Origin of the sequence: Streptomyces canus 299MFChir4.1, assembly GCF_000383615.1 — a bacterium.
In the GTDB taxonomy this organism is placed as follows: domain Bacteria; phylum Actinomycetota; class Actinomycetes; order Streptomycetales; family Streptomycetaceae; genus Streptomyces; species Streptomyces canus_C.
In genome coordinates, this window is sequence record NZ_KB911582.1 from 160,485 (window position 1) to 186,576 (window position 26,092).

At 71.8% G+C, this 26,092-nt stretch carries 26 protein-coding genes; 6 read left to right on the top strand and 20 right to left on the bottom strand.

All coding sequences use genetic code 11. The annotated features are described in order from the left end of the window. The first annotated feature begins 1 nt into the window (after position 1). Positions 2 to 691 carry an ABC transporter ATP-binding protein gene (locus tag H293_RS0100720; protein WP_020115964.1) on the top strand — a complete coding sequence of 230 codons (690 nt, stop codon included), beginning with the start codon at positions 2 to 4 and terminating at the stop codon, positions 689 to 691. A 22-nt stretch (positions 692 to 713) separates the two neighbouring features. On the opposite strand, the gene H293_RS0100725 is transcribed toward H293_RS0100720, so the two are convergent. Then, positions 714 to 1,694, bottom strand: coding sequence for an aldo/keto reductase (locus tag H293_RS0100725; protein WP_020115965.1), 981 nt, complete (start codon positions 1,692 to 1,694; stop codon positions 714 to 716). A gap of 68 nt (positions 1,695 to 1,762) precedes the next feature. Next, positions 1,763 to 2,089, bottom strand: coding sequence for a hypothetical protein (locus H293_RS0100730; RefSeq protein ID WP_020115966.1), 327 nt, complete (start codon positions 2,087 to 2,089; stop codon positions 1,763 to 1,765). A 132-nt stretch (positions 2,090 to 2,221) separates the two neighbouring features. Between H293_RS0100730 and H293_RS0100735 the strand changes: the two genes are divergently transcribed. The 3 genes from H293_RS0100735 to H293_RS0100745 all read left to right on the top strand — a co-directional run bounded on the left by H293_RS0100735 (position 2,222) and on the right by H293_RS0100745 (position 4,403). Then, entirely contained in the window at positions 2,222 to 2,797 is a 576-nt protein-coding gene (locus H293_RS0100735; protein WP_033415149.1) for a DoxX family protein, read from the top strand. Between the two features lie 36 nt (positions 2,798 to 2,833). Beyond that, positions 2,834 to 3,178: a MazG-like family protein gene (locus H293_RS0100740; RefSeq protein WP_020115968.1), complete on the top strand. Its 345-nt coding sequence runs from the start codon at positions 2,834 to 2,836 to the stop codon at positions 3,176 to 3,178. 91 nt (positions 3,179 to 3,269) lie between these two features. Further along, positions 3,270 to 4,403, top strand: a complete 1,134-nt coding sequence (locus tag H293_RS0100745; protein ID WP_020115969.1) for a M24 family metallopeptidase — start codon at positions 3,270 to 3,272, stop codon at positions 4,401 to 4,403. Between the two features lie 86 nt (positions 4,404 to 4,489). On the opposite strand, the gene H293_RS0100750 is transcribed toward H293_RS0100745, so the two are convergent. Continuing rightward, entirely contained in the window at positions 4,490 to 4,804 is a 315-nt protein-coding gene (locus H293_RS0100750; protein ID WP_020115970.1) for a hypothetical protein, read from the bottom strand. Beyond that, entirely contained in the window at positions 4,801 to 6,516 is a 1,716-nt protein-coding gene (locus H293_RS0100755) for an MFS transporter (protein ID WP_020115971.1), read from the bottom strand. Before H293_RS0100755 ends, H293_RS0100750 begins: the two co-directional genes overlap by 4 nt. Before the next feature lie 67 nt (positions 6,517 to 6,583). On the opposite strand from H293_RS0100755, the gene H293_RS48860 reads away from it, so the two are divergent. Then, a complete protein-coding gene (locus H293_RS48860; protein ID WP_199790118.1) occupies positions 6,584 to 7,072 on the top strand; it encodes a MarR family winged helix-turn-helix transcriptional regulator in 489 nt (162 codons plus the stop codon). A 61-nt stretch (positions 7,073 to 7,133) separates the two neighbouring features. Here the strand turns inward: H293_RS48860 and H293_RS0100770 are convergent, their stop codons facing one another. Genes H293_RS0100770 through H293_RS0100800 form a run of 7 tightly spaced genes read right to left on the bottom strand, consistent with a single transcriptional unit; the run spans position 7,134 to position 14,036 of the window. Beyond that, positions 7,134 to 8,324: an alpha/beta hydrolase family protein gene (locus tag H293_RS0100770; RefSeq protein ID WP_020115973.1), complete on the bottom strand. Its 1,191-nt coding sequence runs from the start codon at positions 8,322 to 8,324 to the stop codon at positions 7,134 to 7,136. Next, positions 8,317 to 9,870, bottom strand: coding sequence for a class I adenylate-forming enzyme family protein (locus H293_RS0100775; protein ID WP_020115974.1), 1,554 nt, complete (start codon positions 9,868 to 9,870; stop codon positions 8,317 to 8,319). The genes H293_RS0100770 and H293_RS0100775 overlap by 8 nt, the downstream gene beginning before the upstream one ends. Further along, a complete protein-coding gene (locus H293_RS0100780; protein WP_020115975.1) occupies positions 9,867 to 10,820 on the bottom strand; it encodes an aromatase/cyclase in 954 nt (317 codons plus the stop codon). Before H293_RS0100780 ends, H293_RS0100775 begins: the two co-directional genes overlap by 4 nt. Then, on the bottom strand, positions 10,817 to 11,074 hold the full coding sequence (locus tag H293_RS0100785) for an acyl carrier protein (RefSeq protein WP_020115976.1): 258 nt from the start codon (positions 11,072 to 11,074) through the stop codon (positions 10,817 to 10,819). Before H293_RS0100785 ends, H293_RS0100780 begins: the two co-directional genes overlap by 4 nt. 10 nt (positions 11,075 to 11,084) lie before the next feature. Further along, positions 11,085 to 12,326: a ketosynthase chain-length factor gene (locus H293_RS0100790; protein ID WP_020115977.1), complete on the bottom strand. Its 1,242-nt coding sequence runs from the start codon at positions 12,324 to 12,326 to the stop codon at positions 11,085 to 11,087. Then, on the bottom strand, positions 12,323 to 13,594 hold the full coding sequence (locus tag H293_RS0100795) for a beta-ketoacyl-[acyl-carrier-protein] synthase family protein (RefSeq protein ID WP_028807426.1): 1,272 nt from the start codon (positions 13,592 to 13,594) through the stop codon (positions 12,323 to 12,325). The genes H293_RS0100790 and H293_RS0100795 overlap by 4 nt, the downstream gene beginning before the upstream one ends. Positions 13,595 to 13,610: 16 nt before the next feature. Then, positions 13,611 to 14,036 carry a nuclear transport factor 2 family protein gene (locus tag H293_RS0100800; protein WP_028807427.1) on the bottom strand — a complete coding sequence of 142 codons (426 nt, stop codon included), beginning with the start codon at positions 14,034 to 14,036 and terminating at the stop codon, positions 13,611 to 13,613. Between the two features lie 927 nt (positions 14,037 to 14,963). Between H293_RS0100800 and fabG the strand changes: the two genes are divergently transcribed. Then, positions 14,964 to 15,764, top strand: a complete 801-nt coding sequence (gene fabG, locus H293_RS0100805; protein ID WP_020115980.1) for a 3-oxoacyl-ACP reductase FabG — start codon at positions 14,964 to 14,966, stop codon at positions 15,762 to 15,764. Positions 15,765 to 15,846: 82 nt separating this feature from the next. Here fabG and H293_RS0100810 read toward each other — a convergent pair whose 3' ends face one another. The 9 genes from H293_RS0100810 to H293_RS0100855 all read right to left on the bottom strand — a co-directional run bounded on the left by H293_RS0100810 (position 15,847) and on the right by H293_RS0100855 (position 25,889). After that, positions 15,847 to 17,046: an acyl-CoA dehydrogenase family protein gene (locus tag H293_RS0100810; protein ID WP_259294398.1), complete on the bottom strand. Its 1,200-nt coding sequence runs from the start codon at positions 17,044 to 17,046 to the stop codon at positions 15,847 to 15,849. A 25-nt stretch (positions 17,047 to 17,071) separates the two neighbouring features. After that, entirely contained in the window at positions 17,072 to 17,596 is a 525-nt protein-coding gene (locus H293_RS0100815; RefSeq protein WP_020115982.1) for a flavin reductase family protein, read from the bottom strand. Then, a complete protein-coding gene (locus H293_RS0100820) occupies positions 17,593 to 19,302 on the bottom strand; it encodes an NAD(P)/FAD-dependent oxidoreductase (protein WP_020115983.1) in 1,710 nt (569 codons plus the stop codon). The genes H293_RS0100815 and H293_RS0100820 overlap by 4 nt, the downstream gene beginning before the upstream one ends. A 91-nt stretch (positions 19,303 to 19,393) precedes the next feature. Next, on the bottom strand, positions 19,394 to 20,035 hold the full coding sequence (locus tag H293_RS48865) for an antibiotic biosynthesis monooxygenase family protein (RefSeq protein WP_020115984.1): 642 nt from the start codon (positions 20,033 to 20,035) through the stop codon (positions 19,394 to 19,396). Between the two features lie 65 nt (positions 20,036 to 20,100). Beyond that, positions 20,101 to 21,012, bottom strand: a complete 912-nt coding sequence (locus H293_RS0100830; RefSeq protein ID WP_020115985.1) for an MBL fold metallo-hydrolase — start codon at positions 21,010 to 21,012, stop codon at positions 20,101 to 20,103. Between the two features lie 569 nt (positions 21,013 to 21,581). Continuing rightward, entirely contained in the window at positions 21,582 to 21,806 is a 225-nt protein-coding gene (locus tag H293_RS0100840; RefSeq protein WP_028807430.1) for an acyl-CoA carboxylase epsilon subunit, read from the bottom strand. After that, positions 21,803 to 23,347: an acyl-CoA carboxylase subunit beta gene (locus tag H293_RS0100845; protein WP_020115988.1), complete on the bottom strand. Its 1,545-nt coding sequence runs from the start codon at positions 23,345 to 23,347 to the stop codon at positions 21,803 to 21,805. The genes H293_RS0100840 and H293_RS0100845 overlap by 4 nt, the downstream gene beginning before the upstream one ends. A gap of 93 nt (positions 23,348 to 23,440) precedes the next feature. Beyond that, positions 23,441 to 24,934 (bottom strand): cation:proton antiporter, encoded by a 1,494-nt coding sequence (locus tag H293_RS48870; RefSeq protein ID WP_020115989.1) that lies wholly within the window; start codon positions 24,932 to 24,934, stop codon positions 23,441 to 23,443. Between the two features lie 172 nt (positions 24,935 to 25,106). Next, positions 25,107 to 25,889, bottom strand: coding sequence for an AfsR/SARP family transcriptional regulator (locus H293_RS0100855; RefSeq protein ID WP_028807432.1), 783 nt, complete (start codon positions 25,887 to 25,889; stop codon positions 25,107 to 25,109). Positions 25,890 to 26,092: the final 203 nt, after the last annotated feature.

The following is a 26,092-nucleotide window of genomic DNA, read 5'->3' on the forward strand; positions in this document are numbered from 1 at the left end:
CATGTACAGACTCACGGGCGTCACCAAGCGCTACACGCGCGGCAAGGAGACGGTCGAGGCGCTGCGCGGCGTCGACCTGACCATCGAGGACGGCGACCAGCTGGTCATCCAGGGCCCCACCGGCGGCGGCAAGTCCACGCTGCTCCAGATGATCGGCGGACTGGACCGCCCCACCGAGGGCAGCGTCGAGCTGGACGGTGTCGACCTCGCGAAGATCAGCGAGGCCAGGCTGACCCGGCTGCGGGCGGAGAAGATCGGCATCATCTTCCAGTCGTTCAACCTCATCCCGACACTGACGGCGCAGGAGAACGTGGAGACGGCGCTGGTCCCGCTCGGCGTCAAGCCCGCCGAACGCCGTGAACGGGCGGCGCAGGCGCTGCGCTCGGTCGGTCTCGGCGAGCGGCTCACCCACGCGCCGGCCGAGCTGTCCGGTGGGCAGCAGCAGCGGGTGGCCATCGCGCGGGCGCTGGTCAAGAAACCGAAGGTGCTGCTCGCCGACGAGCCGACCGGCAACCTCGACGAGTCGATGCGGGACGAGATCATGGCGTTGCTGGAAGGGCTGTGGCACGAGTACGGGTTGACGTTCGTCATGGTCACCCATGACTCGTCGATCGCCCGGCGGGCGCCACGGCTGGCGACGATCAGGGCGGGTCAGATCGCTTTGACCGAACAGTCGTTGACTCAGGGGTAGTCGCCGCGCCAGGCGGGGCCGTTCACCGTGCGATAAGCCTGTTGATCTCGGTCAACTGGTCGGCGGTGAGCGGCCCCTTCTCGATCGCGCCCGCGTTCTGCTCGGCCTGGGCCACCGACCGGAAGCCCGGGATCGGCACCGTGCGTGGGCTGCGGGCCCAGATCCAGCCCAGGGCGCCCTGGGCGAGCGTACGGCCGTCGCTCGTGAGGATCTCCTTCAGCGCGTCGATGCGGGCCAGCCACTGGGGGTCGGCGGACGCGCCGTCACCGAAGCCCTGCAGCCAGGCCGGGGGCCTGCTGCGGATGTCGCCGGCGTCCTTGGGCCCTTGACGCTTGCCGGCCAGCAACCCCATGGCGAGCGGGCTGCGGTTGATGCTCGCGAGCCCCGACTCCTCGCACAGGGCCAGCATTTCGGGCGCGTCCTGCATCACGTTGAGCGCGTGCTGTACGGCCGCGCAGTGCTCCCCCTCGGCGAACAGCGCGGCACGGGCCGGGTCGTCGGTGCTCCAGGCGTAGGCGCGGATGAGCCCCTCGCGCACGAACTCCTCGCACAGGTCCCTCAGTTCGGCCGCGAGCGCCGGGTCGAGGTCGGAGAGGTGGAGCTGGTAGAGGTCGATGCGGTCGGTGTCCAGGCGTTGCAGGGACGCGGTCAGGGCACGGCGGGCGTACTCGGGGGTGTGGTCGGAGCCGGTGAGGGTGCGGGTGTCCTCGTCGAAGACGTTGCCCCACTTGGTGGCGAGGACGACGTCGTCCCGGCGCTTGCCGAGGGCACGGCCCAGGACGCGTTCGCTGTGCCCGGCACCGTAGGTGTCCGCGGTGTCGAAGAAGGTGATGCCCAGGTCGAGGGCGCGCCGGACCGCCCGTACGGACTCCTCGTCGTCGACCTTGCCCCAGCCGAGCGGCTGCCCGTCGGCGGCCTGCCATTCGCCGCCGATCGCCCAGCAGCCGAAGCCGAGCGCGCTGATGTCGATGCCGGAGCGGCCGGGGGTGCGTGTGATCTCCATGCCCAGGAACGTTAGGAGTTGGAGTGCGCTTCAGGGCAAGGGCTTTCCGCGCCCCGGTTTTCCGGGGTTCAGGCCTGGCCGGTCTCGAAGCGGGAGATCCTGCCGTCCTCCCCGACCGTGAAGTCCCAGCGGGTGCGCATCTCGCCCCACGCGTCGTTGCGGTAGTGGGCGAGGAGGGAACGGCCGCCGTTGGACTCGTTGTCGACGTCGAGATGACCGTGGGAGGTGAAGATCTCCCGGTCGACCCACTCCTCGAGGTCACGGTCGCTGCCGTCGTCCGCCATGGTCGCGCCGGGCGCGAGCAGGGCCAGGAGGGCCTCGCGGTCATGGGCGTTGACGGCGGAGACGAAGGCGCGGACGGCCGGGTCGCTGAGTCGGGCGGTCTGAATCGTCATGCCCGTCAGACTCACACCGCTCCCCCGGGCCCGCCACCCGAACGGCCGCGCGAGTGTCCCGGGCAGGTGTGAGCGGTGCGACGGTGGAAACGCGAGGGGGGTCTCGTTCCACTTCTTGTGCTGGGAGTCATCGTGACCGCATACGACCGACGTGATCTGGGCCTGCTGCTGCTCCGGCTGGGAACCGGGGGTGTGCTGGCCGCCCACGGCGCGCAGAAACTGTTCGGCTGGTTCGGCGGCGGCGGCCTGGAGGGAACCGGCCAGTTCATGGAGTCCGTCGGCTACGCGCCGGGCAAGGCGAGCGCCACCGCGGCGGGCCTTGCCGAGGCGGGCGGCGGCACTCTGCTGGCCCTGGGCCTCGCGACCCCGGCCGCGGGTGCGGCGGCGGCCGGCGCGATGGCCGGCGCGGCCGCGGTGCACGCGCCCAACGGCTTCTTCAACGCGGGCGGCGGCTACGAGTACGCGGCCACCCTGGGCCTCACGGCGGCGGGTCTCGCGGTGACGGGCCCGGGACGCCTCTCCCTGGACCACGCCCTCGGTCACACGGTGAACCGGGGCTGGATGGTGCCGCTGGCCCTCGGCGCGACGGCGCTGGCGACGACGCTGGTCGTGGGGGCGCGCAATCGGCGGCTGCGGGAGAAGGAGCGAGGGGACGACGACGGGCAGGCGTCGCTGTTCGCGGAGGAAGAGGCCTTGTTCGGGGAGTAGGCGAGCGGGACGGCACGCCGTGGCAAGCTCCTCCCCATGAGTGATCACGGCACGCCCTCCCCCGACCTCTGGAAGTCGGTCGACGCCCTGTGGACCTGGCTGGAGTCGGATCAGCCGGTGAGCGGCCGTGAGGGCCTCCTCCTGCGCATGCTGAAGCTCTCCGAGGAGGTCGGCGAGGTCTCCGAGGCCGTCATCGGGGCGATCGGCCAGAACCCCCGCAAGGGCGTCAGCCACACCTGGGAGGACGTGCAGGGCGAGCTGTGCGACGTGGTGATCACGGCGCTGGTGGCCCTGCGCACGCTGACGCCGGACACGCGGGAGGTCTTCCACCGCCATCTGAGCCGAGTGACGGAACGTTCGCTGGAGCACGGGCCCGGCTGACTCCGTCACCCGGTCGGCCTACGCCCCCGGGCTCCCCGCACCCCGCTCCTCCGAGGATGAACCGGACGACGGCAGCGGTCGGAGGAGCCTCATGAACGACACCCCCGCCCCTTTTCCCGCCCCTTTCACGGAACAGGACTACGCGGCTCGTATGGCCAGGGCGGTCAGGGAGGCGTCCGGAGCCGGTCTGGCAGGACTGCTCATCACCCCCGGCCCCGACCTGGTCCGGCTGTGCGGCCACCGGCCCACCGCGACGACGGAGCGCCTCACCCTCCTCGTCCTCGCCCCGGGCTCGGAACCCCGTCTGCTGGTCCCGTCCCTGGAACGCCCCGACGCGGAGGCGACTCCGGGCGCGGACGCCGTCCGCATCTCCGACTGGCGCGACGGCCAGGACCCGTACGCGGCGGCCACCGGCCTCCTCCTGCCCAACGGCCGCTACGGCGTCTCCGACACCACCTGGGCCGTACACCTCCTCGGCCTCCAGGAGGCCCTGCCGCTCACCACCTACCGCCCGCTGTCCGTCGTACTCCCGCTTCTGCACGCGGTGAAGGACGACCACGAGGTGGCCCGCCTCGCGGCGGCGGGAGCGGCGGCGGACGCGGCGTACGAGGAGATCCTGTCCGTCCGCTTCACCGGCCGGCGTGAGACGGACGTGGCCGCCGACCTGGCCCGTCTGCTGCGCGCACACGGCCACAGCGAGGTCCTCACTGCGGTGGCGTCCGGCCGCAACAGCGCGGATCCGCATCACAGGACGGGTGAACGGACGCTCAAGAAGGGCGACATGGTGGTCCTGGCCTTCGGCGGCCTGAGGGGCGGCTACAGCTCGCACACGACCCGCACGCTCCATGTGGGCGAACCGACGGAGGAGGAACAAGCGGTCCACGACACCGTCCGTACGGCCCAGCGGACGGCCTTCGAGGCGGTGGCACCGGGTGCGACCTGCCAGGAGATCGACCGCAGGGCACGCCGGGTGATCGAGGACGCGGGCTACGGCGAGTACGCCACCGAGGGCACCGGCCAGGGCATCGGAGTCCGCCCGCACGAGCCGCCGTACCTCACCGGGACCGACGCGACCTGCCTCGTGCCCGGCATGTGCTTCTCGATCGGGTCGGGGGTGCGGCTGCCGGGGCGGTTCGGGGTGCGGGTCGAGGACGTCGTGACGTGCTCGGAGGACGGGGGCCGGTGGCTCAACGAGGCGGACCGGGCGCTGGCGGTCGTGGAGTGAGCGTGCCGTGCCGTGCCGGGTCAGGACGTGGCCGGGCCCCGGATCCGTCGGGGGAGGTCGGATCCGGGGCCCTGGTGCGGTGGCGGTCAGGCGATCTGCTGCAGCTTCGGGACGATCACGTGTTGGACGTGCTCCTGGACGGTCTGCATCGGGACGCGCCGCGCCTCCAGCACCACGGTGCCGTGCGGAGCGGCGTGCTCGCGCACCGGCGGACGGGACTCCCACTCGACGCCGCTGCCGACCAGGACGGCGATGAACCGGCCCGTGTCCAGCAGGGAGAGCGCCTCCTCGTCACGGGTCACGCCGACCACGCTGAAGCCGCCGGCCTCGATGATGTCGGTGGAGGCGTCGACCAGGTGCCGCTCACGGCCGAGGACCAGGACGTTCTTCTCGTTGCTCATGCTGTCACCTCGGCGGGCTCGGGGCTCTCGGCGGCCGCGTCGGCGGGCCGCGAGTGCTTGGGCAGGGTCAGGAAGCCGGCGGCGGCGATCACCAGGATGCCGGCGTCCAGCAGCAGGACGGTACGGAACGCGGAGGAGTAACTGACCGAGTCCGCGCGGGCGATGGCCCCGCCGAAGGCGGCGGCGACCTTCGGGTCGTTCTTACGGCAGTCGGCCGGGACCTCGCTCGGGTCGACCGAGTCGGCGCGCTTCCGCACGCAGCTGCGGAAGTCGGCGAGCAGCTGGTCCTGGGAGGTGGCGCCGGCACTGCTGAGCGCGGACTTCAGCGTCGGGGCGGCCTCGTCGGCCGCGTCGCCGGACGCGCCCGCGACCTGGGCGAAGAAGATGACGCCGGTCAGTGCGACACCGAGCGCCATTCCGAGCTGCTGGACGGTGTTCAGCAGACCGGAGGCGTTGCCCGCCTGTTCGCCGGGGACCTGGCCGAGCAGCAGGTCCAGGGTCGGCGCGACGATCAGGCCGAAGCCGACGCCGGAGACGATGTGCACCGGGATGATCTGCCAGGACGCGAGGCTGTGGCCGTAGTGGGCGACCAGGACGGAGAAGGCCACGAAGCCGATCGCGTTGACGATGCCACCGGCCACCAGGACGTTGCGGCCGAACTTGGGGACCAGCTTGTCGGGGGCGTTGCCCGCGCCGATGCCCACGCCGATGGCGAAGGTGGCGGCGGTCAGGCCTGCGTGCATCGGCGTCCAGCCGAGGCCCTGCTGGAGGAAGAGCGTCCAGACGAAGAAGAATCCGCCGACCGCGATCCAGAACAGGAACCACACCGCCATGCCGATGGAGAACGAGCGGGAGCGGAACACCCCGAACTCGACCAGCGCGGAGCCGACCTTGGCGAAGCGGCGCTTCTCGTAGGCGAGGAAGACGGCGAGCAGCACCAGGGCGCCGGCGATCATGCCGTAGGTCCAGGCCGGCCAGCCCAGGCGGCGGCCCTCGGTGAGCGGGTAGACGAGCAGGGCCACGGCGGCGAGGGCCAGCGGCATGCCGAGCAGGTCGAGCTTGGGGCGCTGCGGGGCACGGGACTCGCGGATCACCAGGGCGCCGGCGATCAGCGCCGCGATCCCGACGGGGACGTTGACCAGGAAGATCGGGCGCCATTCCCAGCCGAAGAGGTTCCACTGCACGACGACGCCGCCGAGGGCGAGGCCGAAGACCGCGGAGGAGCCGGTGACCGCGCCGAACACGGCGACCGCCTTGCCCCGCTCGCTCGGCGGGAAGATCACGTGCAGGATCGCCAGGATCTGCGTGACCATCAAGCCTGCCGCGGCGCCCTGCACGAACCGGGACACGATCAGCATTTCCGGGTTGACCGCGACACCGCACAGCAGCGAGGCGACGGTGAAGGCGGCCATGCCGATCAGGAAGACGCGCTTGCGTCCGAAGATGTCGCCGAGCCTGCCGCTGAGGATCAGCAGGGCGGCGAAGGAGAGCACATACGCCGCGATGACCCACTCGATCTGGGCGTAGTCGGCGTGCAGGTCGCGCTGGATGCTCGGGACGGTGACGTTGACGATCGTCGTGTCGACCAGGTCCATGAATCCGGCGATCAGGACGACGGCGAAGGCCAGGCGGCGCTTCGGGTCGGGTGCGGTGCCACCCGCGGCTTCCTGCGGCGGGGCGGCGGGAACAGATGCGGAGATGTCTTGGGTCACGAAGCAAGTATGCACTTCTAGTGACTATCCCTCAAGGTGATAATTACTCGGAGGTATTATGGCGAGCGTGAGTACCCCATCGATGTTCGACCACCCCGCCTGCGTGATGACCCACCTCAGCGCCCATGTGCAGGAGCAGCTCGTCGGCGTGCTCGCCCCTCTGGGCATCCACCCCCGCCAGTTCGGCCTGCTCGACCTGCTGATCGACCAGGACGGCCTCAGTCAGCACCAGCTCGCCGGACCGTTGAACGTGCACCGCAACGTGATGGTCGGCCTGGTCGACGAGCTGGAGCGGCGCGGCCTGGTGGAGCGCCGCCGCCACCCCACCGACCGCCGTGCCCACGCCGTCCATGTGCTCCCGGCCGGCCGCGAGCTGCACACCGAGGCCGAGTCCCTCATCAGCGGCTTCGAGACCCGGCTGCTCGGCGGACTGGAGCCGGAGGAGGCGCGGATCTTCGTCACCCTGCTCAAGCGGGTCTTCGCACACGCCGGACTCGCCGGGGATCTGCACCCCGGGCTGCTCACGTCCGAGGGCGCGCTCGCGGAGAGCCGCTGACCGACGCCGAGGGCCCGTCCGCCGGTGCCTCCGGCGGACGGGCCCCTGGGGGGGCGGCCGGTCAGACGCCGTCGGCCAGCCGCTCGGCGACCAGGTCCGCGGTACGCAGGGTGTAGGAGTTGATCAGGTTGAGGCTGGTGTGGGCCTCCCTGGGGTGCACCTCGAGCGAGTGCCGCCCCGACCACGCCCGGTCGAGGTCGTACAGCCCCTCGATCGGGAAGATGTCGTCCAGCGCGCCGCAGATGCTCAGCACCTCGGTGGCCGGCGCGGCGCCGGGCTCGATCGCCAGCTCGTCGAAGCGCGGTTGCAGGTCGGCACCCGGCTCGGCGCCGAAGGCGAACCGGAAGTTGTCCTTGAGCCGACGCGGCAGGCCGTCGAACTTGGCGATCACCGGCCCGCCGCCGAAGTTGACGACGCATCGGAAGTGCTCCCCGAGCCCCCGGGCCACCCGCAGCGCCAGGTAGCCGCCGAAGCTGATGCCCGCGAAGGCCAGCCGGTCGGCGTCGATCCCCGGCTCGGTGCGCAGCGCGTCCAGCAGCTCGGCGACCACGGGCTCCATCTCCGCCAGTACCGGGGTGCGGCCCAGCCGCAGCCCCTGGCCCGGTCCCTCGAAGAGCACCGCGGCGATCCCGCGCTCCAGGTAGGCCTCTGCCAACGCCACCACCTCGACCTCGGTGGCGGAGTCCAGGCCGTTGGAGAGCACCACCGCGGGCAGCGGCTCGCCCGACGCGCGCATCGCCTCGGTGCGCAGCACCCAGTAGCCCGCACCGGTGCCGGGCAACGATCCCTCGGTGACGTCGAGGTCGGTGCCCGCCAGACTTCCCAGGAAGCAGTCCCGGATGCGCTGCCGCAGCCGCTGTTTGACGGTCCGGTCGTCGAAGTACTGGAACTCCGCCCAGTGGTAGGCCGCCGCGGCACCGCGCAGCGCGCGGCTGCGCCCGGCCACCGTGCCGGACGCCTCGGCGAGGGCGGTGTAGCTCTCCGCCCGGTCGGTCCAGCGCTCGCGCCAGTGGTTCCAGAACCCGGCGGAGGCGAGGTCCAGGTCGTCGACGGGGAAGCCGTCGAGCGCGGCCGCGATGTCGCCCCAGTGCACCTGCGGGGCGTAGCGCGCGTTGAGGAACATCAGCCGCGGGAAGAGGTAGCCGAGCGCGCGGTACATGTGCTCGGGGACCCGAAGGCGCTCCGTGGGCTCACTCAGCTCGGTGGGCTCGCTCATCTCCTTGCGCCCGCTCATCTCCGTGTGCTCACTCATCGGAGCCGCCCTTCAGCAGTACGACCCGGGCCGGGTCGACGGCCGCGGCCACCTCGCCGCGCATGATCTTCCCGTTGGCGCTGCGGGCGAACGGCTGCGGGGTGGCCCAGATCCGGTCGGGCCACTTCTCCGGTGCCAGCGCGCGACGCAGTTCGGCGGTGACGAGCTCGCGCAGCTCCTCCTCGCCGCGCTCGCCGACCGGGCCGCACAGGCAGGCGACCGGCAGTTCGTGCGGGCCGTCGGGGTTCGGGAGGCCGACGAGCACCACCTCGTCCGCGCCGGGGGTGTCCGCGAGCACCGCCTCGATCTCCTCGGGGTAGATGCGGTGGCCGTTCTCGCTGAGCAGCACACCGGCGAGCCGGCCCTTGAGGACCAGGTCGCCGTCGGGGCTCCACTCGGCGAGGTCGCCGGTGCGCAGCCACTCGCCGACCGGCTGGAGGACACCGGTGGCGACGTCCACGTAGCCCTCCATCACCGAGTCGCCCCGAACGCAGATCTCGCCGACGCCGTCAGGGTGGCCGGTCACCGGCTCCAGACGCACCGTCAGGGAGTCGTCGGGCCGGCCGATGCAGTAGACGTGCTTGAGGTAGCGGGCCTCGGCGTGGCCCTGCTCCGCCAGGAAGCAGAACGGGCCGTAGGTCTCGGTCAGTCCGTAGCCCTGGATCCAGTCGCAGCGCAGCAGTGCGCGGCCCTGCTCCAGCACCGCCCGGGGGACGGCCGCCCCGCCGTAGGAGACCACCCGCAGGCAGGACAGGTCGTCCTCGCCGGTGGCCGCGGCGGTCACGAACTGCTTGAGCGCGACCGGGCGCAGCGCCAGGTGGGTGGCCCGGTGGCGGGCCACCTGGGCCGGCCACTGCGCGGGGTCCGGGGTCTCGGGGAAGACCACGGTGGCGTCGTGCAGCAGCGCGCCGAAGGAGTTGATCACGCCGGTGGTGTTGTTCATCAGGCCGGTCATGAAGATCCGGGCGGTCGGGCCGTAGCCCATGGTCCGGGTGACCCAGCCGATCCTGGTGACGATGTGCGCCTCGTTGATGCTGATCGCCTTCGGCTTGCCGGTGGTGCCGCTGGTGAACAGCATCAGGAAGTGCTCCACCGGTTCGGGGTGGAGCACCTCCACCTCCCCCTCCGCCTCGGGTGCCTCGCCGGTGGGGAACGGCAGCTCCACCACGGTGGCGCAGCGCTCGCGCAGTACGTCCAGACCGGCCCGGTCGCGCTTGAAGTGCAGCACCACGTCGGGTTCGGCGGCGTCCGCGATGGCCAGCCACTCGGGCAGCGCCGCCGCTTGGAGGCCGTAGGGCATCAGCAGCCGCAGGCCGAGCGAGCTGGCCGCGGCGAGGAAGAACACCGCCTCCGGCCCGTGGTCGAGCAGCGCCAGCACCCGCCGGCCGGGGGTCAGGCCGCGGTCGAGGAGGGCCGCCTGGGTGCGGGCCACCTCGTTGCGGACCTGGCGCCGGGTCAGCGAGCGTTCGCCCGCGACCATGCACACCCGGTCGGCCCCGGTGTCCGGTGACAGCGCGAGGCCGACCAGCTTCGGCGTCGAGGTCATGGGCGCCGCACCACCGTTGCCGCGTACGCGCAGGCCGCCCCCATGGTGGCGCGGCTGTTGGCACCCAGGGTGTCGCGGACGTGGGCGCACGCCTGGTCGAGGGTGGTGCCCGCGCCGAGCACCCGCTGCACGGCGGCCGGGTCGATGGCCACGGTGTGGTGCGAGACGATCGCGGTGCCGGCCGCCGACTTCTCGAACTCCCACAGACCGCTGTGCCCGGACAGCAGGGCGGGCAGTACGGTCTGCTTGTAGGAGATCGACTCGCCCGGTACGCACAGCCGGATCGAGGCGGTGGTGTGGGTGTGGCCGTCGGAGGTGACGGTGTCCATCTCCATCCACTGCACTCCCGCCGGGTCCTCGGTGAGCTCGACCCGGCCGACGTGCGGCAGCCGCTCGGGCCACAGGTCCGACCGGTGCACGAAGTCGTAGACGTCGGCCGGGTCCAGGCCGGGCTCCTCCATCCGGTCACTGAAGGACAGGACCAACCGCTCGGGCGGGTACGGGAGTTCGGCGAACTCGCCGATGGAGGCCAGCTCCTCGACGCTGTTGCGGTCCACCGCCTGCGCGATCCACTCCAGCGCCTGGGGGTCGTCGTCGACGGCGGTGAAGGTGTGGGTCAGCACGATCCGGGTCCGGCCGTCGTCGGCCGGGTGGAAGGACCAGTCGCCGGACATCGAGGCGACGGGCGCGGTGGAGCGGTCCTGCCGGAAGGAGATGCGCAGGGTCCGCGGGTCCAGGGTGCGGCGGGAGGTCCAGGTCGCCACCTTGCCGTTGGTCTGCGCCCACAGCTCGATCCGCTCGTCGGCGCCGTGCCGCTCGATCTGCCGTGCCCGGACGCACGGCCCGAGCAGCACCGGCCAGCGGCTCACGTCCGCGACCAGCGCGTACAGCCGGTCGGCGGGGGCGCGCACCACCCGGCTGTGCTCCATCTGTCGGGTGAGCGGGCTCATGCGGCCGCGGCCTCCTTCGCGGAGCGGACCAGCTCGGCCAGATCGCGCGGGGTGCGGGCCTCGAAGAGCAGCTCGTCCGGCACCGACACGCCGAACTCGCGCTCGATCGCGGAGGCGGTCTCCATGAGGGCCAGCGACTCGTAGCCGAGCTCGTCGAAGGAGGTGTCGGCGAAGTCGGCCTCGGCGGAGGCGGACTCGGGGGCGCCCGCGCTGGCGATGATGATACGGCGGATCTCGTCCACGGTGATGTTCACAACTGTCTCCTCAGGAAAGGTCGTTGGTGGCGTCGGGGGCCCAGGCACGGACGACGACGGCCGAGTTGAAGCCCCACAGACCGCGGGCGACCACGAGCGCGGTGCGCACGTTCGCCTCCCGGGCCCGGTCGCGGACCAGGTCGATGCCGTACTCGGCGGGCACCTCGCGGGTGCCGGCGGTCGGCGGGATCACGCCGTCGCGGATCGAAAGGAGCGCGGTGGCGACGTCCAGCGAGCCGCCGCCCGCATAGGTGCGGCCGGACGCGGCCTTCGGTGCGGTCACCGGCACCGCGCCCGGGCCGAACACCTCGCCCAGCGCGGCCGCCTCCGCCCGGTCGAGCTCGGGCACCCCGACCGCGTCGGCGAAGACGACGTCGACCTGGCCTGCCGTCACCCCGGCGTCGGCGAGCGCCGCCTCGATCGTGCGGCGCAGCGCCGGGGGCCGGCCGGAGCCCGGCGCGGGGTCGAAGCCGCTGGCGTAGCCGGCGATCTCGCCGAGGATGTCCGGGGCGCCGCGGCGCAGTGCCGCCTCGGCGTCCTCCAGTACCAGCAGCGCGCCGCCCTCGCCGGGGACGTAACCGTCGGCGTCCCGGTCGAAGGGCAGGTAGGCGCGGTCCGGGTCGGTGCCGGTGCACAGCCGGCCGCCCGCGATCTGCGAGGCCCAGCCCCACGGGTCCAGCGCGGAGTCCACGCCGCCCGCGACCACCAGCGGGGTGCCCCGGCGCACGGTGCGCCGGGCGTGGCCGAGGGCGTCCAGGCCGCCGGCCTGCTCGGTGACCAGGGCGCTGGAGGGGCCGCGCATGCCGTGCCGGATGGAGATCTGGCCGGCGTTCACCGCGTAGAACCAGGCGAAGGACTCGTAGACGCTGACCGTCTGCGGGCCTTCGGTCCACAGTTTGTGGAACTCCCGGTGGGTGAACTCGAAGCCGCCGAGCGCGTTGGCGGTGACCACGCCCATGTCGTAGTCGACCAGGCTGGCCGGGTCTACCTTGGCGTCCTCCAGCGCCCAGCCGGCGGCGACCAGCGCGTACCGGGTGGAGACGTCGGTCTGCGGGAGCAGCCGGTCCGGCAGGTGGTCGGCGGCCTCGAAGCCGCGGATCTCGCCCGCCAGTGTGGCCGGGTACTTCGCCACGTCGAAGCGGGTGAGCGCACCGAGCCCGTGCCGGCCTTCCCGGGTGGCGGCCCAGTACTCCTGGGTGCCGAGGCCGTTGGCGGCGAGCGCGCCGATCCCGGTGACTACGGTCCTGGTCATTCCCTCTCCCCCGTCGGGCGCTGCAACACCATCGCGGTCTGGAAGCCGCCGAAGCCGCTGCCGACCGTCAGCACGGTCCGCACGTCCCGTTCGCGCGCGGTCAGCGGTACGTAGTCGAGGTCGCACTCGGGGTCGGCCTCGTGCAGGTTGGCGGTGGGCGGCACCACGCCGTTCTTGATGGCGAGGGCGCAGGCGGCGATCTCCACCGAGCCGATGGCGCCCAGCGAGTGGCCGACCATGGACTTGATCGAGCTGACCGGGGTGCGGTACGCGTGGTCGCCGAGGGCGCGCTTGACCGCTGCGGTCTCGTGCCGGTCGTTCTGCTTGGTGCCGGAGCCGTGGGCGTTGATGTAGTCCACGGCGGTCGGGTCGATACGGGCCTGGTCCATGGCGACCCGGATCGCCTCGGCCATCTCCCGGCCGTCCTGCTTGAGTCCGGTCATGTGGTACGCGTTGCAGCGGGTGCCGTAGCCGGTGACCTCGGCGTAGATCGGAGCGCCGCGGCGCCGGGCCGACTCCAGCGTCTCCAGTACGAACACCGCGGCGCCCTCGGCGAGCACGAACCCGGTGCGGGACCGGTCGAACGGGCGGGAGGCGGTCTCCGGTTCGTCGTTGCGGGCGGTGGTCGCCTTGATCGCGTCGAAGCAGGCCACCACGATCGGGGTGATCGGGGTGTCGGTCGCGCCCGCCACGATGACGTCGGCGGAGCCCTCCTGGATCAGCTGAAGGGCGTGCCCCACGGCGTCCAGGCCGGAGGTGCAGCCGTTGGAGACCAGCGACACCGGCCCCTCCGCGCCCACCTTCCACGCCACCTCGGCCGGCATCACGCTCGGCGCCAGGTAGTCGAACATGTGCGGCGACAGCCACTCCTCGCTGTCCACCAGCCAGTTGCGGCCGGAGTCGGACAGCACCAGGTACTCGCGCTCCAGGCTGGTCGCGGCGGCCACCGCACTGCCCAGGGTGACGCCGATGCGCGCCGGGTCGATGCCCGCGAAGTCCAGGCCGCTGTCCTGCACGGCCTCCTGGGCGCAGACCACGGCGAACTGGGTCGCCCGGTCCATGCGGCGGATCTCCCGCTGGCTCAACCCCTCCCACACCGGGTCGAAGTCCGCCTCGCCGGCGATCTGCGACCGGTACGGCGACGGGTCGAAGAAGCTGATCCGCCGGGTCGCGGTGCGGCCCGCGGTGAGCAGATCCCAGAACTCCTTGGTGCCCCGGCCGCCCGGGGCGCGTACGCCGATACCGGTGATGACCACTCGTCGGCTCATCACAACCCCCTCTCTCTCAGAAACCGTCGTGGTCGACGAGCCGCTCCTGGTTGCGCAGCCGCCCGTCCTCGCGGACCAGGACATCGCGCACCACGCAGCTGCGGACCATCTCGGGGCCGTCGCCGGGGCGGGTGGTCAGCACCAGCGCGTAGCAGGTGCTGCGGAGCCGGCCGTCGGCCGGCTGCTCGACGTCGACCATCGTGAACAGGTGGCGCCGCTGCTGCGGGTCCGCGGCCAACCGCTCGCGCACCTCGTAGAGGTCGGACAGGATGCCGGCCCGGGTGCGGGCGGGCTCCCGGCCGGGCGTGTGGCCGAAGACCGCGTCGTCGGTGAACGTGTCGGCGTACTCCTCCACCTTGCCCGCGTCCAGCGCCTGCATCTGGCGCGCGTAGTACTGAAGAACCTCTGCGTACAACTCGGCGCTGACGCCGGTCGACTCCATCTCCTCGAACCCCTTCACCCGACCGTTGTTGCGCTCAGTCTTCAATCGCGTCCAAGAGCCCCGGTCGAGACCGGCTCAACGCCCCCGCGATCACCACGGGGCCACGAAGGGGCTGGGGTGGGCGCTCGGCTGGAGCGCCGCCCGCGCGAGGGACGAGGCTGGTACCTCGTGCGCGACGCGAGAACAAACGGCCCCGCGATCACCACGGTCGCGTCGAAGCGACTGAGGCGGGCGCTCGCCGATGCACCGGCCAGGCGAGGCCGGGACCTCGAGCCCAACGCCAGGACGAACACTCCCCACCATCACCCCGCTCGCCTTGCAGCGACCGGCGGCGGGCGCACACCGAGGCACCGAGGCACCGACCGCGCGAGGCTGAGACGTCGAGCCCAACGCCAGGACAAACACCCCCCACCATCACCCCGCTCGCCTTGCAGCGACCGGCGGGAGCACACAGAGGCACCGAGGCACCGACCGCGCGAGGCTGAGACGTCGAGCCCGACGCCAGGACAAACACCCCCCACGACCACCACCCTCGCCCCGAAGAAACCCACGCAGGCGCACGCCGAGGCGCCGGCCGCGCGAGGCCGGGACCTCGTGCGCGACGCCAGGACGTCCCCCACGACCACCACCGTCGCCCCGAAGAGACCGGTGCAGGCGCACACCAAGGCACCGACCGCACGAGGCCAGGACCTCGAACCTGACGCCAAAACGAACACCCCCCACGACCACCACCACCCTCGCCCCGAAGAAACCCGCGCAGGCGCACACCGAGGCACCGGCCGCGCGAGGCCGGAACCTCGTGCGCGACGCGAGGGCGGCGGAGGTCCTGAAGGAGACGCGGCAGCCCCGCTTGCCGGGCACGGGGCCGTCCCGGGGCTGGAGCAGGGCTCGACCGGGGCGCGAGTCGGGGCGGCGACCGTGGGGTGCATGGACACATCGACTTCCACCGCCACCGAGCGCCGGGTCGCGCTGGTCACCGGTGCCACCAGCGGCATCGGCCACGAGATCGCCCGCACCCTGGCCCGCCAGGGCCACGCCGTCTACCTGTGCGCCCGTACCGACAAGACCCTCAAGGACACCCTCGCCGAGCTGCGCGCCGAAGGCCTCGACGTCGACGGCAGCACCTGTGACGTCACCTCGCCCGAGCAGGTGCGGGCGCTGGTCGCCGCCGTCGTCGAGCGGTACGGGCGGCTCGACGTGCTGGTCAACAACGCCGGCCGGCCGGGCGGCGGCGCCACCGCCGAGGTGCCCGACGAGCTGTGGTTCGACGTCATCGACACCAACCTGAACAGCGTCTTCCTCGTCACCAAGGCCGCGCTGACCGGCGGCGGCATGCTGGAGCGCGGCACCGGACGCATCATCAACATCGCCTCCACCGGCGGCAAGCAGGGAGTCGTGCACGCGGCGCCGTACACCGCCTCCAAGCACGGCGTGGTCGGTTTCTCCAAGTCGCTGGGCCTGGAGCTGGCCAGGACGGGCATCACCGTCAACGCGGTCTGCCCAGGCTTCGTGGAGACCCCGATGGCTGAGCGGGTCCGTGAGCACTACGCCGGCATCTGGGGCGTGGACGAGCAGGAGGCGCACAGCCGGATCACCACCCGGGTGCCGCTCGGCCGCTATGTGGAGCCGAGCGAGGTGGCCGCGATGGTCTCCTACCTGATCTCCCCGGGCGCCGCGGCGGTCACCGCGCAGGCGCTGAACGTCTGCGGCGGCCTCGGCAACTACTGATCGGCCCCTTCCACCTGTAATGCCCGGGTGCCGGGACCTCGGTCGAGGTCCCGGCACCCGGGCATTACAGGCTGTGCGGCAGTCAGACCTTGAGCACCTGGTCGACCCAGCCGCGGGCGGCCGGCTCGAACTGCAGCGCCACATGGGTGGAGATGGCGGTGACATCCCGCCACAGCCGCTGCATCGGGCCGGAGACCGCCTGCCCCCGGGTGCCGGACTGACGGAACAGACGGTCCACCGCCGCCACCGAAAGGTCGACCGCGAGGGCGCAGTCCCGCAGGTTGCGGGTGGCTTCCAGCGGGCCGGCGACGCCGCCCTCGTCGGCCAGCCGGGCGGCCCGCCCCAACAGCAGCCGGGCCGCGTCCACTTCACCTGCCGAGCGGGCCAACGCCTGCTCGGCGGAAGCTCGTACGCCCTGCACCCCCGTGGTGCCGGGCAGGTGCGGGGCGTTGCCGACCTTCTCCGCGAAGTACGCCGAGAAGGTGCGGACCATGCCGAGCGCGGCGCCGACCGCCGGTGCGGCGAACATCAGGCCGTTGACCGCCTGGAGCGGGGCCCGGTGGCAGGCCGCCGCCACCCCGCCCCAGGCCTCGCTGGTGCGCCCGGCGAACAGGTCGGCCCGGTCGAAGGAGAGGTGCTCGGGCACGAACACCTCGTCGAGGACCAGGGTGTTGCTGCCGGTGGCGGCCATGCCGACGCTGTGCCAGGTGTCCTCGACGCGGTACGCGGAGCGCGGCAGCGCGAACAGCCGCGCCTCACTGCCCGTCCCGGTCTCCACCAGGCCGCACATCAGCGCCCAGTCCGAGTGGGAGACTCCGCTGATGTACGGCCAGCGGCCGCTCACCAGCCAGCCGCCGGGCGCCGGCACGGCCGTACCGAACGGCGTCACCGACCCCACAAGCACCGCGTCCGGGCCGGCCGCCCACACCTCAGCCTGGCCCTGTTCGGGCAGGAACGCCCCCGCCATCCGGGCGATCGAGGCGATCAGCGAGGCGCACCAGGAACTGGCCGGGCACTCCTCGGCGATCACCTCGACCGCCTCCACCAGTTCGGTGAAGGAACCGGCGGTGCCGCCGACGGCCGCGGGGGCGAAGTGCCGGGCGAATCCCGCCCGGACGATCTGCCGCAGTACGGCGGGATCGACGTCGCGGGCCCGTTCGGCGGCCTCGGCACGGCGGCCGGCGACGGGTGCGAGGGCGGTCGCGGCGGTGGACAACCCGGTGGTTGGTGTCACAGTTGGCGCGACGGCTGCTGGGGCGGTGGGCATCCCGGCGGTGGGCATCTGTCTTCTCCTCACTAATCGGTGCTCAGGAGGCGGCCGGCAGCCGGTGGAAGGTGTTGCGGAAGAAGGTCAACGGCCCCTCCTCGCGCTGCACGGCCAGGTCGATCACCTCGCCGATGACGATCACGTGGTCGCCGCCGTCCACCTCGCGGTCGATCCGGCACTCCAGATAGGCCAGCGCGTCGGACAGCACCGGCACACCGCTGATCCCCGGCCGGGTGTCGGCCTCGACGGTGTGCCGGGTGTGCCGGCTCGCGAAGGACCGGCACAGCTCCTCCTGGTCGGCGGCCAGGATGTTCACCGCGAAGGCGCCGGTCCGCCGGAAGAGCGGCAGTTCGCCCGAGTCGTTGTGGATGCAGACCAGGATCAGGGCCGGGTCGAGCGAGACCGAGGTGAAGGAGTTCACCGTCAGTCCCACCGTCCGCTCGGCACTGCCGGTGGTGATCACGGTGACGCCGGTGGCCCAGTGGGCGCAGACGCTGCGGAACGCCTGCGGGTCCACCAGGGCCGGCTCCTGCTGCAGCACACTCGCCGCGCGGTGCTCGCTCATGCCGCACCGTCGAGCAGCGGGTCCACGAACAGGCCCTGGCTGCCCTCGGAGATCTCCTCGGCCCGGGCCAGGGTCAGCAGCACCGGCCCGGTGTACAGACCGTCGCGCTGCCAGTCGTCGGGACGCAGGCTGATCGCGTACGGGTTGACGGGCGCCTCCGGGTCCAGGCCGGCGTCGAGTTTGCGGGCGGCCCGGTGCAGGACGGCGACCGCCAGCGCCTCGGCGACCCGGACGTCCCGGGCGAGCTCGGCGGCCAGTTCGTCGTCGGTGTAGTCGACGACCAGGGTGGCGTGGCTGTCCTTGATCGCCTTGGCCGGCACATAGGCGGCCGCCGGGCCGTCGGTGACGACCTTCTCCAGCTCGTTCCAGTCGCGGAAGACCTGCTGGACACGGTCGTTGAGCGTGAACAGCTTCTCGAGGTCGCCGCGTACGCGCTTCATGAACCCGTAGTCCAGGAAGCGGTCCTTGACGAAGGTCAGCACCACGCCGACGTGGTTGAGCATGGCGTCCCAGCACAGCTTCGGCACCATCACCGCGGGGTTGCCGAAGGCCGGGTAGTGGTCCTCGACCTTGGAGAGCACGAACTGGAAGGTGCGCAGGTGGAGTTCGTTGTAGAACTCCAGCCGCTCGGTGATGTCCTCGCCCGCGAAGTCCCGGGTGACCAGGTCGGTGGTGACGCTGTTGCCGTAGCCGATCATGTCCGAGCCGGGCGAGTAGAAGGCGTCCGCGAAGGCGCCGGCCTCGCCGACCAGCATCCAGCGGTCCGGCGAGTACACCCGCTCGGTGCCGAAGGCGAAGTCCTTCAGGCTGATGAAGTCCGCGACGTCGCCGGTGCGGCCGTCGACCACCTCGGCCAGCTGCGGCTCGTTGACGCGCAGCCACTCCTGGACCTTCTCGAAGGTCTGGATCCCCTCGTACGGGTGGACCCGCGGGTCCGCGCAGACGCCGACCGAGATGTGGTCCGAGCCCAGCGGGATCAGCCACACCCAGTAGCCCTCGCCCATCAGGTGGTTGGTGGAGAACTTGCGGATGCCGGGGCGGTTCATCCGCTCCATCCACCCCGGGTCGTCCTTGCCCCACTCCTCCAGGTCGATGCCGCCGGTGAGGCGGAACCAGGAGGCGTTGATGGTGTGCGCCACCTCGCGGGCGAGGCCAAGCTTCCGCTGGACGAAGTGCGCGCGGCCGGCCGCGTCGACCAGCCAGCGGGCGGCGATCGTCCGCTGCTCGCCGCCCTGGGTGTACGTCACCGTGTGGTCCTGGTCGCCCTCGCGCAGTTCCACGTCGGTGATCGCGGCGCCCTGGCGCAGGTCCGCGCCGGCGTCGAGCGCCATCCGGGTCAGCTCGTTCTCGAACCGGCCGCGGTCGATCTGGTAGTTGTCGTGGGCGGGGAACTCCCGCGGGCCGAGCTCGATCCGCCGGGTGAGGTCCTGGTTGCCGCCCGCGGGCTGGAAGAACCGCAGCCCGTTCTTCTTCAGGTGGAACTTCTCCAGGTGCTCCTTCATCCCGACGGTCTGTGCGAAGTAGTGCGCGCCCGCCGGCACCGTCGACTCGCCGACCTTGAACGCCGCCTCCGGCGCCAGGCCCTGCCGTTTGTCGAGGATCACCACGTCCGTCTCCGGCCGGGCGTTCTTGAGCTGGACCGCGAGCGTGAGACCCGCGAGCCCGCCGCCGAGGATCACCACATCGGTCGTAGCCTGATCCACCATCGCTCCTCCTGCTGGTAACAAGTCGTCAAGAAGTCTGTGCGGGCGCTCTCGGGGCCCGCTCAAGCCCGCGTGGAAGCGGTCGTCCGGTGCGTCACTCCCCCTCTGCGGCCACCTCGGCGACGACCTCGAACAGGCCCGGATTGGCGGTGGCGTACGGCGGGTTGACGGCCTTGCGGGCCTGGAACTCCGGGTCGGCCTGGAGCGCCTTCCATGCCTCGACGCTCGCGTAGTGGGCGACGTTCACCAGGGGCAGCGAGGCCTCGCCGATCGCCTGGTGCATCCGGAAGTCGACGAAGCCCGGGGACTCACTGGCCCGCTCGGCCCGGGGCCGCCAGGCTCCCAGGAACTCCTCGACCCGCTCGTCCGGCAGCTCGAAGGCGTTGACCATGGTCACGCCCGCACCGTCCGCCCGCTGCCCGGACGCGACCTCGCCGATCACGCGGTAGACCCCGCGGTGGACGGTCCTGGCGTACTTCTCCGCGCCCGGGCCGCCCCGCTCGCCGGCCGCCGCGGCGGCGAGGTCCGCGGTGCTCGCCCAGTCGGCGACCGCGACCAGCGGGAAGCGGTGGTCGGCGCGCAGGGCCTTGTGCAGGCGGGCACCGCGGAAGCCGGGCGCGGTGCGCAGCAGCTCCAGGTGGGTGCGCCAACCCGCGATGAATTCCTCGGTGTTGTCGACCGGCGCTTCGAGCACCGCGATCAGGGTGACCGGGCCGCTCTCGTCGTTTGTGCTCACTGGTGAGTCCTCTCCCCGTGGGAAACGTCGTGTCGTCGGGCGTGAATGCGAGGGAAGTCGTGGCGTCAGGCGTGGCAGGCGGGGAATCCGCCGTGCAGCTCCGCCATGCCGCGGACCATCTCGTCGATGGCCGCGAAGTCCTCCGGGCGTCCGCCGCGGAGTTCGCCGTAGGCGCGGTACAGGTTGGGCACCAGCCGTTCGGTGTCCAGGAAGTCGGCGAACTCGCCGAGGTCGGCGGCGCGGGCCGCCTCCAGCGGGTCAAGACCCTCGGCGAGGCCGGCCTTGGCCACGTCCAGCAGCCAGGCGAGGTAGCGCTCGGTGGTCTCCAGCAACTCCGGGCCGCCGACCGGGCCGTGCCCGGGCACCACGGTTACCGCGTCGAGCGCGCGCAGCCGGGCCACCGCGTCGCGCAGCCCGCTGACCGAGCCGGTCAGGACGAACGGGGTGACCGCGTTCATCACCAGGTCGCCGGCGAACAGCACCCGGCGCTGCGGCAGCCACACCACCGTGTCGCAAGAACTGTGCGCGGGGCCGAAGGCGCGCAGCAGGACCTCCTGCTCACCGATGTGGAGCGTGAGCTCATCCGCGAACGTGACCTGGGGCGCGGCCGGTTCGACCGCGCCCCAGTCCACGTCGGGCCACAGGCTGGTGAGGTGCAGTCCGGTACGGATCGCCTCCTGCCGGGTCCGTTCGGCGGCCACCACGACCGCTTCCGGGAAGAGGTGGTTGCCGAAGCTGTGGTCGCCGTGCGAGTGAGTGTTGACGAGCAGCCGCGGGGGCTGCGGCGCGCTGCCCGCGACCAGCTCGCGCAACCGTCTGGCCCGGGCCTCGGTGGCGGCGGTGTCGATCAGCAGCGCGGTGCCGCCGTCGACCACCAGCCCCGCGTTGTTGAGGCACCAGCCGCCGTCGGGCTGCAGGAAGGCGTGGACCCCGTCGGCGATCTCTTCGAGTCTCGGTGCACCGGTGAAAGCTGCCATACGGCCACTGTCGTCCGGCCCGCTCGACGGCCACTCGAAGCGCCCCAGATCACCGGGCCGGCCGCCGGCTGTACCCGGGCCGGAACGCAGCGGTGCGCTCCCGGCGGCACCGGCGGGCAGCACCTAGCCCGGACGGCCCCGACCCTCAACACAGGCCGCCCCACGGTCACCGGGCCAGATGCCAACTGTGCCCGGCCCGGAACCCGGCGGAGCGCTACCAGCGAGCCCTGCCGGGCCCGGACGGACTCGACCGCTCCTCAGCAGCGCGGGCCACCACAACCGCCAGCAACGCCACCGTGTCCTCCAGCTCCGCCTGCCCACGCACGGCCCGCACCACGGGCCGCTCCTCGACGGCGGGCCCGATCACCGGGCAAGACGCCAACTGTGCCCGGACCAGAACCCGGCAGTGCGTCCCAGCGATACCAGCGAGCCCTGCCGGGCCCGGACGGACTCGACCGCTCCTCAGCAGCGCGGGCCACCACGACCGCCAGCAACGCCACCGTCTCCTCGGACGCCAGCCGCCCACGCACGGCCCGCGACACAGTCAGCCCCACGGCGGCGCCCCCGGGTCACCGGGCCAGATGCCAGCTGTGCCCCGGCCGGAACCCGGCCGTACGCTCCCAGCGATACCACCGCGCGGCGCCGGGCCCGGACGGCATCGACCGCTCCCCCCCGGCATTTCGGGCCGCGGCCATCGCCACCAGCGCCGCAGTCACCGCCGCCACCTCCTCCGGTGTCGGCCGCCCACGCACGATCCGCACCACGGGCCGCTCCTCGGCGGCGGACCCGGTCACTGGGGCGGGTTGCCGTGCTTGCGCATCGGCAGGTCGGCGTGCTTGGTGGCGAGCATCTCCAGGCCGCGAACGAGTACGGCCCGGGTTTCGGCCGGGTCGATGACGTCGTCCACCAGGCCGCGCTCTGCGGCGTAATACGGGTGCATCAGCTCGGCCCGGTACTCCTCGGTGCGTGCCCTGCGTACCGCCTCCGGGTCCTCGGCGGCGGCGATCTCCCGCCGGAAGATCACGTTGGCCGCGCCGTCGGCACCCATCACGGCGATCTCGTTGGTCGGCCAGGCCAGCGCCAGGTCCGCGCCGATGGAACGCGAGTCCAGCACGATGTAGGCACCGCCGTACGCCTTGCGCAGCACCACGGAGATCCGTGGCACCGTCGCGTTGCAGTAGGCGTACAGCAGCTTGGCGCCGTGCCGGATGATGCCGTCGTGCTCCTGGTCGACGCCCGGCAGGAAGCCCGGCACGTCGACCAGGGTGACGATCGGGATGTTGAAGGAGTCACAGGTCTGCACGAACCCGGCGGCCTTCTGCGAACTGTCGATGTCCAGCACCCCGGCCAGTGAGCGCGGCTGGTTGGCGACGATGCCCACAGCCCGCCCGCCGAGCCGTGCCAGGGTGCAGATCACGTTGGTCGCCCAGCGCTCGTGCACTTCGAGGTGCACCCCGTCGTCGACCAGTTCCTCGATCACCGCCCGCATGTCGTAGGGGCGGTTCCCGTCGCTGGGCACCAGCTCGTACAGCGCCTCGCCGCGCCGGTCGGCCGGGTCCTCGGTGAACACCGCCGGCGGTTGCTCCCGGTTGTTCTGCGGCAGCAGCGACAGCAGATAGCGCACCTCCTCAAGACACGTCTGCTCGTCGTCGTAGACGAAGTGCGCCACGCCCGACAGCTCCGCGTGCACATCGGCGCCGCCGAGGCCGTTCTGGGTGATCTTCTCGCCGGTGACGGCCTGGACGACGTCCGGCCCGGTGATGAACATCTGGGAGGTCTCGCGGACCATGAAGACGAAGTCGGTCAGCGCCGGCGAGTAGGCCGCGCCGCCCGCGCACGGGCCGAGCATCACGGAGATCTGCGGGATCACCCCGGAGGCGCGCGTGTTGCGCTGGAAGATCCCGCCGTAGCCGGCCAGCGCGGAGACACCCTCCTGGATCCGGGCGCCGGCACCGTCGTTCAGCGACACCAGCGGGGCGCCCGCGGCGATCGCCAGGTCCATGATCTTGTGGATCTTCTGGGCGTGCGCCTCACCCAGCGCACCGCCGAACAGCCGGAAGTCGTGGGCGTACACGAACACCGTGCGGCCCTCCACCGTCCCCCACCCGGTGATCACACCATCGGTGTGCGGACGGTTGCCCTCCAGCCCGAATCCGGTGGCCCGGTGCCGCCGCAGCGCCTCGACCTCCTGGAAGGAGCCCTTGTCGAGGAGTACCTCGATCCGCTCACGCGCCGTCAGTTTCCCTTTGGCGTGCTGCCGTTCGGTTGCGGCAGGACTGGGCCCGTCCAGGACGAGCTGCTTGAGGTCGTGCAGTGTGTCGACGCTCCGGCGCATCGGACTCGTAGGAGTCGTCGGACTCATCGGACTTGTTATGTCGTGATCACTCATCGGGTCCCCCGTTTCCCTTGCTCGTTCCTCGCGGGCTTCTCATGGCTGACGTGTCCCGGCCGTTCCCTGAGCCTGGGTGGGGGCTTCGACCGGGAGCAAGCCGCCTCCAGAGGGGTGCGAGAGCCGGTCGAGCCGCAGCAGACGCAGCATGGGGTCGGTCGCCACGGTGGTCACCAGGGTCATCACCACCAGCACCGCGAACAGCCGGGAGTCGATCACCCCCAGCGACAGACCGACGTTGAGCACCACCAGCTCGGTCAGGCCGCGGCAGTTCATCATCACGCCGAGCCCCAGCGACTCCCGGTTGCCCTCACCGGCCAGCCGGGCCGCCGCGAACGTCCCGCCGATCTTGCCGGCCACCGCCACCAGCAGCACCAGGGCCAGCACGCCGAGCGCCGAGAGCGAGAACACCGACTGCAGCCGGGTCTGCAGACCCACCGCGGCGAAGAAGAACGGCAGCAGCAGCCACAGCGCCAGGCCCTCGGTCCGGTGCGCGAAGTCCCGCACGGTCCGGGAGGAGCGCGGCATCACCACACCCGCCAGGAAGGCGCCGAAGATCGCGTGCACGCCGAGCACATTGGTGGTCACGGCGCAGATCAGTACGAAGAAGGTGATCAGGGTGCCGACCGGCAGCGCCCCGCTGTGCCGGCTCTCCAGCACCCGCAGCACCTGCGCCAGCGCCGGGCGCACCGCGAACCACAGCACCAGGGTGAAGGCCAGCACCTCGGCCACGGCGACCAGGACGCCCAGCGGCGAGTCGCTGCGCACCTCGGCGACCACCACGCCCAGCGCACACCAGGCGGTGACGTCACCGACACCGGCCATGGCCAGGCCCATCGCACCGAGCCGGGTGCCTATCAGGCCGCGGTCGGCGAGGATCCGGGCCAGCACCGGGAACGCCGTGACCGACACCGACAGCGCCACGAACAGCAGGAACGGCCCGGTCTGCACTCCGTCGGGCTGATATTCGTCGCGCAGTCGCAACGCGGCCAACATGCCCAGCAGGAACGGCACCGCGAGCGCCGCGTGCCCCGCGGAGAGCACCTTGCCGCCGAGCCTGCGCAGCATCGTCAGCGGCATCTCAAGCCCGATCAGGAACATGAAGAAGACGACGCCGACCTGCGCCAGGTTGTTCATGATCGGCGTCACCGCCGCGGGGAACACCTCCTTGGAGAGACCGGGCGCCAACTCCCCGAACACCGACGGCCCGAGCAGCAGGCCGGCCAGGATCTCCCCGACGACCGGCGACTGCCCGACCGCGCGAGCCGCCAGCCCCAGCACCCCCGCGGCCGCGACCACGACGGCCCCGGCCACCAGCACCTGCCCGACCAGATCGGCCGGCTCGCTCACCTTCGTCGCGCCGGTGATCTCCTTCGCCGGGTGATCGACGCCGTACCTCAACAGCAGCAGCGCCAGCGCCAGCGGTACGAGGACCAGCAGCCCGTAGGTGATCACGGCACGGGCGGCGCTGCGGAAGTGGGGTGGATCGTCTTGCGGTTCGCCCGAGAAGGGCAGGGATGGATCACGGGTCATGGCCAGGGTTCTCCTCACAGAACGATGGCTACGTCACCACTCCGGAACAGCCGGGGCGGCATGGCGCGACCGCCCCGGGCAGCCGCGTACCGGCCAGGGACGGAGCAAGGCTCCGTCCCTGGTTGTCGGTTGTGGGGTGTTGAGGTCGGGTGTCGGGTAGGTGCCCGCTGGTTCAGCCGGTGCGCAGCAGGGTGGTCACGGAGCCGCCGTGCGCCCCTTTGAGCACCTCGGCCTGAAGCCGCTGCACGTCCGGGGCCGGTTCCAGGCCGAGCTCGGACTTGAGCACCCTGCGCAGGTCCTGGTACGCCCGCAACGCCTCGGCGCGGTAGCCCGCGGCGCGCAGTGAGTCGATCAGCTGGGCGTGCAGCCGCTCGTTGAGCCGGTGCTCCGCGACCAACGACCGCAGTTCGGGGATGAGTTCTTGGTGCCGACCGAGCCGGGCGTCCGCCTGGATGCGCAACTCCAGTACGCGCAGCCGCAGTTCGCACAGGTGCGCCCGGTGGATCGTCAGCTCCGGCCCCAGGTTGATGTCGGCCAGCGCATGCCCGCGCCACAGGCCGAGTGCCTGCCGCAACCGCTCGGCCGCCTCCGCGACATGACCCTGCCGCCACAGACAACGGCCCTGCTCGGCCACGGTCAGGAAGCGCTCGGCGTCGGTCCCACCGGTGCGCAGGACGTAACCCGGCGCCTTGGTGACGATGTCGCAGCGCCGGTCACCCTGCGGTATGGAGTCCAGGATCCGGCGCAACTGGTAGACGTAGGTCTGCAGCGTGGTGGCCGCACTCCGCGGCGGCCGGTCGTCCCACAGCTCGGCGAACAGGGTGTCGGTGCTGACCACCCGGTTCGCGTTGAGCGCCAGCAGCGCCAGCACCGCCTTGACCCGCGGCGCGGTCGGCGCCAGGTCGCGCCCACCCGCGATGACCTCCAATTGTCCTAGCACATTGATCGTGACCACGATCTTTTCCCCCGTCCACAGTTGTCTTGCTCCCCGTCGATGCGGAATCGATTCGATTTCAACCAATTACCCGTCGATCCCGCAGAGGCAACAATGCCTTTTTACCCGACCGGACGCCAGGACCTCTCAAGCCCACCTCGAGACATGCTTGAGCGCTGAAGATTATCCAAGTGCGGCGCGGGCACTCCTTTAGATAGTGCCGT